The sequence below is a fragment of the Streptomyces sp. UNOC14_S4 genome, from assembly GCF_020740835.1.
Taxonomy (GTDB): domain Bacteria; phylum Actinomycetota; class Actinomycetes; order Streptomycetales; family Streptomycetaceae; genus Streptomyces.
Genome location: NZ_JAINFC010000238.1, coordinates 1 through 11,149, shown reverse-complemented (window position 1 = coordinate 11,149; position 11,149 = coordinate 1). Strand labels below are relative to the sequence as shown.

The 11,149-nt window shown below is 70.1% G+C and carries 12 protein-coding genes; 5 read left to right on the top strand and 7 right to left on the bottom strand.

What is annotated here, in order from left to right:
- Both leuA and K6I34_RS21190 read left to right on the top strand, forming a co-directional pair.
- Positions 1 to 1,761: 2-isopropylmalate synthase (gene leuA, locus K6I34_RS21195; RefSeq protein ID WP_229327898.1), on the top strand; the 1,761-nt coding region annotated here is incomplete at its 5' end.
- A gap of 198 nt (positions 1,762 to 1,959) precedes the next feature.
- Positions 1,960 to 2,718: a TerB family tellurite resistance protein gene (locus K6I34_RS21190; protein WP_229327900.1), complete on the top strand. Its 759-nt coding sequence runs from the start codon at positions 1,960 to 1,962 to the stop codon at positions 2,716 to 2,718.
- 4 nt (positions 2,719 to 2,722) lie between these two features.
- Here K6I34_RS21190 and K6I34_RS21185 read toward each other — a convergent pair whose 3' ends face one another.
- Complete coding sequence (locus K6I34_RS21185; protein WP_229327897.1) at positions 2,723 to 3,145, bottom strand: hypothetical protein; 423 nt, start codon at positions 3,143 to 3,145, stop codon at positions 2,723 to 2,725.
- A 73-nt stretch (positions 3,146 to 3,218) separates the two neighbouring features.
- Here K6I34_RS21185 and recO point away from each other — a divergent pair, with 73 nt between their 5' ends.
- Together recO and K6I34_RS21175 are read left to right on the top strand one after the other, a co-directional pair.
- On the top strand, positions 3,219 to 3,965 hold the full coding sequence (gene recO, locus K6I34_RS21180) for a DNA repair protein RecO (RefSeq protein WP_229327896.1): 747 nt from the start codon (positions 3,219 to 3,221) through the stop codon (positions 3,963 to 3,965).
- Between the two features lie 89 nt (positions 3,966 to 4,054).
- Positions 4,055 to 4,879 (top strand): isoprenyl transferase, encoded by an 825-nt coding sequence (locus K6I34_RS21175; RefSeq protein WP_229327895.1) that lies wholly within the window; start codon positions 4,055 to 4,057, stop codon positions 4,877 to 4,879.
- A 23-nt stretch (positions 4,880 to 4,902) separates the two neighbouring features.
- Here K6I34_RS21175 and K6I34_RS21170 read toward each other — a convergent pair whose 3' ends face one another.
- The 4 genes from K6I34_RS21170 to K6I34_RS21155 all read right to left on the bottom strand — a co-directional run bounded on the left by K6I34_RS21170 (position 4,903) and on the right by K6I34_RS21155 (position 8,181).
- Positions 4,903 to 5,316, bottom strand: a complete 414-nt coding sequence (locus K6I34_RS21170) for a Fur family transcriptional regulator (protein WP_229327894.1) — start codon at positions 5,314 to 5,316, stop codon at positions 4,903 to 4,905.
- Positions 5,317 to 5,510: 194 nt separating this feature from the next.
- Positions 5,511 to 6,407, bottom strand: a complete 897-nt coding sequence (locus K6I34_RS21165; protein WP_229327893.1) for a metal ABC transporter permease — start codon at positions 6,405 to 6,407, stop codon at positions 5,511 to 5,513.
- Complete coding sequence (locus K6I34_RS21160) at positions 6,407 to 7,177, bottom strand: metal ABC transporter ATP-binding protein (protein ID WP_229327892.1); 771 nt, start codon at positions 7,175 to 7,177, stop codon at positions 6,407 to 6,409. The genes K6I34_RS21165 and K6I34_RS21160 overlap by 1 nt, the downstream gene beginning before the upstream one ends.
- A 26-nt stretch (positions 7,178 to 7,203) precedes the next feature.
- Entirely contained in the window at positions 7,204 to 8,181 is a 978-nt protein-coding gene (locus tag K6I34_RS21155; RefSeq protein ID WP_229327891.1) for a metal ABC transporter substrate-binding protein, read from the bottom strand.
- Positions 8,182 to 8,357: 176 nt separating this feature from the next.
- Between K6I34_RS21155 and K6I34_RS21150 the strand changes: the two genes are divergently transcribed.
- On the top strand, positions 8,358 to 9,740 hold the full coding sequence (locus K6I34_RS21150; RefSeq protein ID WP_229327890.1) for a glycine--tRNA ligase: 1,383 nt from the start codon (positions 8,358 to 8,360) through the stop codon (positions 9,738 to 9,740).
- A 94-nt stretch (positions 9,741 to 9,834) separates the two neighbouring features.
- Here the strand turns inward: K6I34_RS21150 and K6I34_RS21145 are convergent, their stop codons facing one another.
- Both K6I34_RS21145 and K6I34_RS21140 read right to left on the bottom strand, forming a co-directional pair.
- Complete coding sequence (locus K6I34_RS21145; protein ID WP_229327889.1) at positions 9,835 to 10,428, bottom strand: Uma2 family endonuclease; 594 nt, start codon at positions 10,426 to 10,428, stop codon at positions 9,835 to 9,837.
- A 118-nt stretch (positions 10,429 to 10,546) separates the two neighbouring features.
- A complete protein-coding gene (locus K6I34_RS21140) occupies positions 10,547 to 11,134 on the bottom strand; it encodes a TetR family transcriptional regulator (protein ID WP_229327899.1) in 588 nt (195 codons plus the stop codon).
- Positions 11,135 to 11,149 lie beyond the last annotated feature (15 nt).

The window sequence follows — 11,149 nt, the reverse complement described above, 5'->3', positions numbered from 1 at the left end:
CCCCACAACCCCGTCGGTCGCCCCACGCCCGTCACCGCCGCGACCGTGACCCAGCGGCCCTCCGGGATGCCGATCCACAAGTACGGCTCGTACGAGGCCGTCGACCTGCCCGACCGCACCTGGCCGGAGGCCAGGATCACCAAGGCGCCCCGCTGGCTCTCCACCGACCTGCGCGACGGCAACCAGGCGCTGATCGACCCGATGTCGCCCGCCCGCAAGCGCGAGATGTTCGACCTGCTGGTGCGCATGGGCTACAAGGAGATCGAGGTCGGCTTCCCCTCCTCCGGCGCCACCGACTTCGACTTCGTACGGTCGATCATCGAGGAGGGCGCGATCCCCGAGGACGTGACGATCTCCGTCCTCACCCAGGCGCGCGAGGAGCTCATCGAGCGCACCGTGGAGTCGCTGCGCGGCGCCCACCGCGCGACCGTGCACCTCTACAACGCCACCGCCCCCGTCTTCCGCCGCGTCGTCTTCCGCGGCTCCCGTGAGCAGGTCCGGCAGATCGCGGTGGACGGCACCCGGCTGGTCGTGGAGTACGCCGAGAAGATCCTCGGCGACGACACGGTCTTCGGCTACCAGTACTCGCCGGAGATCTTCACCGACACCGAGCTCGACTTCGCGCTGGAGGTCTGCGAGGGCGTCATGGACGTCTGGCAGCCCGAGGCGGGCCGCGAGATCATCCTCAATCTGCCCGCCACCGTGGAGCGGTCCACCCCCAGCACCCACGCCGACCGCTTCGAATGGATGTCGCGCCACCTGAGCAGGCGCGAGTTCGTCTGCCTGTCCGCGCACCCCCACAACGACCGGGGCACCGCCGTCGCCGCCGCCGAGCTGGCCGTCATGGCGGGGGCCGACCGGGTCGAGGGCTGTCTGTTCGGCCAGGGTGAGCGCACGGGCAACGTGGACCTGGTCACCCTGGGCATGAACCTCTTCTCCCAGGGCGTCGACCCGATGATCGACTTCTCGCGGATCGACGAGGTCCGCAGGACCGCCGAGTACTGCAACCAGATGGAGGTCCACCCGCGCCACCCCTACGCGGGCGACCTGGTCTACACCGCCTTCTCCGGCTCCCACCAGGACGCCATCAAGAAGGGCTTCGAGGCGATGGAGGCCACCGCCACCGCCGCCGGGAAGACCGTGGACGACATCGAGTGGGCCGTGCCCTACCTGCCCATCGACCCCAAGGACGTCGGCCGCTCCTACGAGGCGGTCATCCGCGTCAACTCGCAGTCCGGCAAGGGCGGTATCGCCTACGTCCTGAAGAACGACCACAAGCTGGACCTGCCGCGCCGGATGCAGATCGAGTTCTCGCGGATCATCCAGGCCAAGACCGACGCCGAGGGCGGCGAGGTCACCCCGCAGGAGATCTGGTCGGTCTTCCAGGACGAGTACCTGCCGACTCCGGACCGCTCCTGGGGCCGGATCGAGCTGCGCACCGCCCAGACCTCGACCACGAGCGAGGGCACCGACGCGCTCACCGTCGAGGCCGTCGTGGACGGCGCGGACACGGTGCTCACCGGCACCGGCAACGGTCCGATCTCCGCCTTCTTCGACGCGCTCGGCGCGATCGGGGTGGACGCGCGCCTGCTGGACTACACCGAGCACACCATGAGCGAGGGCGCCAGCGCCCGGGCCGCCTCGTACATCGAGTGCGTGATCGACGGGCAGGTCTTCTGGGGCATCGGCATCGACCCCAACACCACCCGTGCCTCGATCAAGGCCGTGGTCTCCGCGGTCAACCGCGCCCACCGCGGCTGACACCGACGGGGTGGCACCGGGCCCCGGGAACAGCGTCAAGGCGGCGCCACCGAAACCACCGTATCCGGTGGCTCGGTGGCGTGATCGCCCCGCTGCCGCCCGAAGTCTGTGCACGGGGTACTGACGCCACATCATCGATGTGGCTAACATCACGTCAACGCGGCGACGACGCCGTGGCGTTAGGGAGGTGCCCCCGTGATGCACGCGCAAGGCCGATCCGGAGCGGACCGGTGTCCGGTGGGCGTACGCACCGTGTGGCGCACCGTCGGTGACGGCGAGTTCTACTGCCCCGGGTGCGGCGGTGACCGCAACTACCGCCGCCGTACGGGCCGCCGTCGGCTCGTCGCCTTCGGGGTGCCGCTGCTGCCGCGCGGCCCGGTCGGGCCGATCGTCGAGTGCACCGCCTGCCGCGCGCGCTACAGCATGGACATCCTGGACCACCCCACGACCACGCGTTTCTCCGCGATGCTCCGCGACGCCGTGCACACGGTCGCCCTCGCCGTCCTCGCCGCGGGCGGCACGGAGGCGCGCACCGTGCGCAGGGCGGCGGTCGGCGCGGTCCGGGCGGCCGGCTTCGTCGACTGCAGCGAGGAGCAGCTGATCACCCTCATCGAGGCGCTCGCCGCGGACACCGGGCGGTTGCCCGGTACGTATTCCACCGGCTCCGACGGCCCCGACGGCACGGTCGGCGGGCTCGGGGAGGGCTGCGGGCGGGACGGTTTCGACCCCAGAGGTACGGCCCTGTCCATCGAGCTCCACGAGGCGCTGGAGCCGCTCGCTCCCCACCTCGCACCGGCGGGCCGGGAGTCCATCCTGCTCCAGGGCGCGCGCATCGCCCTGGCCGACGGCCCGTACCGGCCCGCCGAGCGCGAGGTCCTGGCCACGGTCGGCCGGGCCCTGCTCATCTGCCCGGAGGACACGGACCGCCTGCTGGCGGCGGCCCGCACCCCCTCGTAGGCCGTCAGAGCGTGACGACGGTGTCCTGTTTGAAGCGGTAGAAGCCCAGGTCGGCGTCGAAGTACGTGACGGTGACCCGCACCCGGTCGCCCTTGGCGAAGTGCGAGCCCGGGTCGATGTTCAGGTCCGGCTTCGCCGTGTGCTTGCCGTAGTCACAGGTCAGCTGGGCGGGCTTGAGGACGGCCGCGGCGTTCGACTCCTCGTGGCCGGTCACATTCAGCTTGGTCGCGTTGACGACCAGCAGGTACGTGTTGCCCTCGTCGCAGGAGTAGGTGACCTGGGCCTGGAGGTTGTTCGTCGAGCGGAGCGTCAGCTTGTCGAAGGCCAGGTCGTAGGCCTTCGCGGAGGCGGACGGCGCGGTGATCAGGGCCCCGGCCCCGGCGAGGAGCGCGACGGCGGCGGTGCTCACGAGACGGCGTGTGTTCATGGTGATTCCTTCCCCCCACAGTGATGGATCTTGCGCATGCTAGGCGGCCTCCGCGGTGAGGGACAATGACCGCATGAGTCTGTTCCGCGACGACGGCATCGTGCTGCGCACCCAGAAGCTGGGCGAAGCGGACCGCATCATCACGCTGCTGACCCGGGGGCACGGACGGGTGCGCGCGGTGGCCCGGGGCGTGCGGCGTACGAAGTCGAAGTTCGGGGCCCGGCTGGAGCCCTTCTCGCACGTGGACGTGCAGTTCTTCGCGCGCGGTGGCGAGCTCGTCGGCCGCGGCCTGCCGCTGTGCACCCAGAGCGAGACGATCGCCGCGTACGGCGGCGCGATCGTCACCGACTACGCGCGCTACACCGCGGGCACCGCCATGCTGGAGACCGCCGAGCGCTTCACCGACCACGAGGGCGAGCCCGCCGTGCAGCAGTACCTGCTGCTCGTGGGCGGCCTGCGGACGCTCGCCTCGGGCGCGCACGCCCCGCACCTCGTCCTCGACGCGTTCCTGCTGCGCTCGCTCGCCGTCAACGGCTACGCGCCCAGCTTCGACGCCTGCGCGAAGTGCGGGATGCCCGGGCCGAACCGGTTCTTCTCGGTGGCCGCGGGCGGGGTGGTGTGCGGTGACTGCCGGGTGCCCGGAAGCGTCGTACCCTCCTCGGAGTCGATCGGGCTCCTCGGCGCGCTGCTGACCGGGGACTGGGCGACGGCGGACGCGTGCGAGGCGCGGCACGTCCGGGAGGGCAGCGGCCTGGTGGCGGCGTATCTGCACTGGCACCTGGAGCGGGGGCTCCGCTCCCTCCGCTACGTGGAGAAGTGACCCCGGCAGCACCCCGGCAGCACCCTGACATCGGCTGACACCGACTGACATCGACTGGCACCGACTGGCATCGAGGAGAAGTGGCACGCATGGCACGACGCGGGATTCTGGGCCGTTCCCGACGCGAGTACCGCACACCCGACCCGCACCCCACCGGGGCCCGGCCGCCGAAGATCCCCGGCGAGCTGGTCCCCGGGCACGTGGCCATCGTCATGGACGGCAACGGCCGTTGGGCGAAGGAGCGCGGGCTGCCGCGCACCGAGGGCCACAAGGTCGGCGCCGAGCGCGTGCTGGACGTGCTCCAGGGCGCGATCGAGATGGGCGTGGGCAGCGTCTCGCTGTACGCGTTCTCCACGGAGAACTGGAAGCGCTCGCCCGACGAGGTGCGCTTCCTGATGAACTTCAACCGCGACTTCATCCGCAAGACCCGCGACCAGCTCGACGCGCTCGGCATCCGGGTGCGCTGGGTGGGCCGGATGCCCAAGCTGTGGCGCTCGGTGGCCAAGGAGCTCCAGATCGCCCAGGAGCAGACCAAGGACAACGACAAGCTGACGCTGTACTTCTGCATGAACTACGGCGGGCGCGCGGAGATCGCGGACGCCGCGCAGGCGATGGCGCACGACGTGGCGGCGGGGCGGCTGGACCCGTCCAAGGTCAGCGAGAAGACCCTCGCCAAGTACCTCTACTACCCGGACATGCCGGACGTGGACCTGTTCCTGCGCCCGTCCGGGGAGCAGCGCACCTCGAACTACCTGATCTGGCAGAGCGCTTACGCCGAGATGGTCTTCCAGGACGTGCTGTGGCCGGACTTCGACCGCCGTGACCTGTGGCGGGCGTGCCTGGAGTACGCCCAGCGGGACCGCCGCTTCGGCGGTGCGATCCCGAACGCGGTCGAGTCCGGCGCCGAGGGCTGAGAGGCCGACGGGACCTGTGGGGGCTACGGCCGCTTCGCGGCGCAGTCCCCGCAGGTGCCGAAGATCTCCACGGTGTGGGCGACGTCCACGAAGCCGTGCTCCGTGGCGATGGCGTCGGCCCACTTCTCCACGGCGGGGCCCTCGACCTCGACGGCCTTGCCGCACATCCGGCACACCAGGTGGTGGTGGTGCCCGCTGGAGCAGCGGCGGTAGACGGACTCGCCGTCGCTCGTGCGCAGCACGTCGACCTCGCCGGCGTCGGCGAGGGACTGGAGCGTGCGGTAGACGGTGGTGAGGCCCACCGAGGCACCGCGGTGCTTCAGCAGGTCGTGGAGCTCTTGAGCGCTACGGAACTCGTCCACTTCGTCCAGCGCCGCCGCCACAGCGGCCCGCTGCTTGGTGGACCGGCCGCGTACCGGGGGACCCGCGGTCGCCACAGTTGCCTCCAAAAGCTCGCCTGAACACCCGTCCGCACGTGTTGCACCGCCAATTGTGCCAGCACGCGGCACCGGTTGCGTAAGCCCCGAGGCGCCCTCAGGTCCCGTACGCCGGGCTCGCGCTCCGGACGCGGGGCGGAACAGCACTGCCCCGGGCGCACGCGCCCGGGGCAGATGTGCTGCTCGCGGTGGTGTCAGACGCGGACGTCGTCGGCCGGGGTGCGGGCGCCGGGCACGTCCAGCGTGCAGCCGTCGTCGGCCGCGGTGGCGGCCTGCCGGGCGCGCTTCCTGGCGAGCGGGGTCGCCAGCGCGGTCAGCGCGATGAAGACGCCGATGGCCATGAGCACGATGGTGGCGCCGGAGGGCACGTCCACGTAGTACGAGGTGGCGGTGCCGGAGACGGTGACCAGCACGCCGATGGCCATGGCCAGCCCGAAGGTCATGGCGAAGCTGCGGGCGATCTGCTGCGAGGCGGCCACCGGGATCACCATCAGGGCGCTGACGAGCAGCAGGCCCACGACGCGCATGGCGACGGTGACGGTCACCGCGGCGGTGACCGCGATCAGCAGGTTGAGCACCCGCACCGGCAGGCCGGTGACGCGGGCGAACTCCTCGTCCTGGCAGATGGCGAAGAGCTGGCGGCGCAGGCCCAGGGTGGCCAGCACGACGAACGCCGCGAGGACGCAGATCGCGACCAGGTCCTGCTGCGAGACGGTGGTGATCGACCCGAAGAGGTAGGTCGTGAGGTTGGCGTTGGAGCCGGTGGAGGACAGGCTCATGAGCATCACGCCACCCGCCATGCCGCCGTAGAAGAGCATGGCGAGCGCGATGTCGCCGCGCGCCTTGCCGTACGAGCGGATGAGCTCCATCACCACGGCGCCCAGCACACAGACCGCGGTGGCCACCCACACCGGGCTGGTGTTGAGCAGGAAGCCGAGGCCGACGCCGGTGAGCGCCACGTGCCCGATGCCGTCGCCCATGAGCGCCTGCCGCCGCTGGACGAGGAAGGTGCCGATCGCGGGCGCGGTGATGCCCACGATGAACGCGGCGAGCAGGGCCCGCTGCATGAAGGGGGGATCGAGGATGTCCATCAGGTGAGCAGCCCTGTCCGAATCGGTTCCGCCGCGGGGCCCGCGTGCGGGTGTACATGGTCGTGGCCCGGGAGAGCATGCTGGCCCACGGCCTCGGGCGGCGGCCCGTCGTGGACGACGCAGCCGTCGCGGAGCACGACCGCGCGGTCGATGAGCGGTTCCAGCGGGCCGAGCTCGTGCAGCACGAGGAGGACGGTGGCGCCGCGCTCGACCTGGGCGCGCAGGGCGGCCGCGAGGACCTCCTGGCTGGCCAGGTCGACGCCGGCCATCGGCTCGTCCATGATCAGCAGTTCGGGCTCCACGGCCAGCGCGCGGGCGATGAGCACCCGCTGGTGCTGGCCGCCGGAGAGGGCGTCCACGGAGTCCTTGATCCGGTCGGCCATGCCGACGAGCTCCAAGGCGCGGACGACGGCCTCGCGGTCGGCCTTGCGCAGGGGGCCCAGCCGGGTGCGGGCCAGCCGCCCGGCCGCGACGACCTCGCCGACGGTGGCGGGCACGCCGCCCGCGGCGGTGGTGCGCTGCGGGACGTAGCCGAGCCGGGCCCAGTCCTTGAAGCGGCGCCGGGGCGTGCCGAAGAGTTCCAGCTCGCCGCCGGTGAGGGGGACCTGGCCGACGATCGCGCGGACGGCGGTGGACTTGCCGGAGCCGTTGGCGCCGAGCAGGGCGACGACCTCGCCGCGGCGCACGGTCAGGTCGACACCGCGCAGCACCGGCCGCGAGCCGAGGGCCGCGGTCGCGCCGCGCAGGGATATGACGGGCTGCCCGTCCATGGCGTCTGCCTCCGTTGCCTGTTGCGTCACTTGGTGCCGAGCGCCTTCTGGAGGGCGGCCAGGTTGGCCTCCATCACGCCGAAGTAGTCGCCGCCGCGGGACTTGTCCGTGATCCCTTCGAGCGGGTCGAGGACGTCCGTCGTGACGCCGAGGTCCTTGGCCAGGGTCCGGGCGGTGGCCGGGTTGGCGATCGTCTCGAAGAAGACGGTACCGACGTGGTGGTCCTTGGCGAGCTGGTGCAGGTCCTTCATCCGGGCGGCGCTGGGCTCCGACTCGGGGTCGACGCCGCTGATGGCCTCCTCGGTGAGGCCGTAGCGCTCGGCGAGGTAGCCGAAGGCCGCGTGGGTGGTGATGAAGGTGTCCGAGGCGCGGTTCTTCAGGCCGTCGGTGAACTTCTTGTCCAGCGCGCCGAGCTTCTTGACGAGCTCGTCGGTGTTCTTCTGGAAGTCCGCCTTGTGGTCGGGGTCGGCCTCGGCGAGGGTCTTGTTCACTCCCTTGGCGACCTCGGCGTACTTCACCGGATCCAGCCAGACGTGGGGGTCGGCGCCCTTCTCGGACTCCGAGTGGGAGTGGTTGTCGCCGGTCGCGTGGTGGTGGCCGTCGACCTCGGTGCCGTGCTCCTCCGTCGAGGTGAAGGAGAGGGCGTCGGCGATGTGCTTGTTGCCGGACTGCTTGATCGCGGCGTCCACGGCGGGCTGGAGGCCCTTGAGATAGACGATCGCGCCCGCGTCGCTCAGGGAGCCGGTCTGCTTGGGCGTGAGCTCCAGGTCGTGCGGCTCGACGCCGGGCTTCGTCAGATTGGTCACGCTGACGTGGTCGCCGCCGATCTCCTTGGCGAGGAACTCCATCGGGTAGAAGGAGGCGATCACGTTGAGTTTGCCGTCCGTCGACTTGCCCGCCGAATCGGAGCCGGAGCACGCGGAGAGCGTGAGAAGCCCCAGGACAGCGGCCGTGGCGACGGCGGCGGTGGGTATTCGGGGGAAGCGGGGACGACTGGTGTTCATGACAGTCATTTTCAACAAAACTGGAAACGATTGTCAACAAGGTGTTCGCAAAGAGGGCGCATCCGGCCATCCCGGGGGATCGGGTCAAGCCAAGGCCAGAGCCGATTTGGCTTGGGGGGAGGCCCCGCCGGTAACCTGAATCATTCGCTGTTCGTCGTCGCAATGAAGAGAGCACCGTGGCCGCCGACAAGATCGAGACCATCGTCAGCCTGAGCAAGCGCCGTGGCTTCGTCTATCCCTGCTCCGAGATCTACGGTGGTCAGCGTGCCGCCTGGGACTACGGACCGCTCGGCGTGGAGCTCAAGGAGAACATCAAGCGTCAGTGGTGGCGCTCCATGGTCACCTCGCGCGACGACGTGGTCGGCCTCGACTCGTCGGTCATCCTGGCCCGCGAGGTGTGGGAGGCGTCCGGTCACGTCGCCACCTTCTCCGACCCGCTGACCGAGTGCACCTCCTGCCACAAGCGCTACCGCGCGGACCACCTGGAGGAGGCGTACGAGGCCAAGCACGGCAAGCTGCCCGCGAATGGCCTCGCCGACATCAACTGCCCGAACTGCGGCAACAAGGGCCAGTTCACCGAGCCCAAGCAGTTCTCCGGCCTGCTGTCCACGCACCTCGGCCCGACCCAGGACACCGGTTCGGTGACCTACCTGCGTCCCGAGACCGCGCAGGGCATCTTCACCAACTTCACCCAGGTCCAGACGACCTCCCGGAAGAAGCCCCCGTTCGGCATCGCCCAGACCGGCAAGTCCTTCCGCAACGAGATCACGCCGGGCAACTTCATCTTCCGCACCCGCGAGTTCGAGCAGATGGAGATGGAGTTCTTCGTCAAGCCGGGCGAGGACGAGACCTGGCACGAGTACTGGATGGAGCAGCGCTGGAGCTGGTACACCGGCCTCGGCATGCGCGAGGAGAACATGCGGTGGTACGAGCACGCCGCTGAGAAGCTTTCCCACTACTCGAAGCGCACCGTCGACATCGAGTACCGCTTCAACTTCGGCGGCACCGAGTTCTCGGAGCTGGAGGGCATCGCCAACCGCACCGACTTCGACCTCAAGGCCCACTCCGCGGGCTCCGGCCAGGACCTGTCGTACTTCGACCAGGAGGCCGGCGAGCGCTACTTCCCGTACGTCATCGAGCCCGCGGCCGGTCTGAACCGCGCCATGCTGGCCTTCATGCTCGACGCGTACAACGAGGACGAGGCGCCGAACGCCAAGGGCGTCATGGAGAAGCGCACCGTCATGCGCCTCGACCCGCGCCTGGCCCCGGTCAAGGTCGCGGTCCTCCCGCTCTCCCGCAACCCGCAGCTCTCCCCGAAGGCGAAGGGCCTCGCGGCGGACCTGCGCAAGCACTGGAACATCGACTTCGACGACGCGGGCGCCATCGGCCGCCGCTACCGCCGCCAGGACGAGATCGGCACGCCGTTCTGCGTCACCGTCGACTTCGACACGCTGGACGACAACGCGGTGACCGTGCGCGAGCGCGACACGATGAAGCAGGAGCGCGTCTCCCTCGACCAGATCGAGGGCTACCTGGCGGCTCGCCTGCTGGGCTGCTGACGCTTTTCGCCGCGACGCGTTCGCTGTGACGCCGGGAGGCCCCGGCTCCCCCTGTGGTGGGGGAGCCGGGGCCTCCCGGTTTTTGATGCCGGGCTTACCAGCCTGCTGTGTCGAGTTCGAAGTCGAAGGGAGCGGGGATATGGACCTTGTCGCCGAACTTGATCGGGCGGTGGGCCAGGTACCCGTGGTCCGGGGTGGGGTCGTAATACACCGTGACCATGTCCTTCGCCATGTCGATGAGGATGTACACCGGTACTTCGGCCCTGCCGTAGACGCCCAGCTTGTCGGTGAGATCGACGAGCCTTGTCGAGGGTGACGTCTGCTCGGCCACGAGGGACAGCGCCGATCCGGGAAGCCGGATGGTGTCGATGTCGATGGCCTTCAGATCCGCGACGTGCAGGTCCGGTCCGTAGGCCCGGGACTGCTGAGGGAAGACGAAGAGGTGCGGATTCGTCATGGCCCGATGGCCGGGCGGGGTGTGAGCCGACAGTTGGTCCTCGAGGGAGCGCAGGATGCGGAAGTAGGAGCCCTTGGACCACGGCGACATGACGATGTTCCCCCCGATGATCTCCGCGCGATAGCCATCGGGCATGGCGTCATTGGCCTGCTCCAGGTCGCGGCACAGCTGCTCGAAGTCGATGTCTCCCTCGTCCGCTATCGGCTGGAACACTTCTCGCGGAATGTCCATGATGGCCATCATGCACCTCCTCAGGTGAGCGGGTCGCTGTGCCGCACAACGTAGCCACACTTCCGGGCTGGGGGACGGCCGTTCCCCGTACGTTCATCCGATAGGGGGATCGCCTCGCTCAGGCCCGCAGCCCCCGCAGGATCAGGTCGCAGATGGCCTCGAAGGCCGCGTCGATCCCGGGGCGGGACCACTCCGCCGCGTACGCCGGGTCGTGGAAGCGGTTCGTCGCATCCCACACCGCGCGGGCCGCGGCGGACGGGTCGGGGGCGGTGAACTCGCCGGAGCGGACGCCGCTGCCGATGATGACGGCGAGCTGCTCGATCATCGTCCCGATGTGGCGGTCCACGACGCCGCTGTTCTCGCCGACGAGGACCATGTAGGTGGCGAACAGCTCGGGGTCGTCGCCCGCCTTGTGCCGCTTGGCGGCGAAGAGGCCGGCCAGCCATGCGCGCAGCCGGGGTTCGGCGGGGCCTTCCGCCTCGGCGAAGACGGACAGCGCGGTGTGCGACTGGTCGAGCCAGCGCTCGGTGACCGCCTCGCGGAGGGCGGCCTTGCTGCCGAAGTGGCGGTAGACGCTGCCGTGGCTCACGCCCAGGGCCCGTGCCACGTCGACCACGGTGGCCTTGGCCGGGCCGTAGCGGCGCAGCACGTCCTCGGTGGCCTCCAGGATGCGGTCGGGGGTCAGGGTGTCGGGCGGCGGCGCCATCGCAGCGTTCGGCCT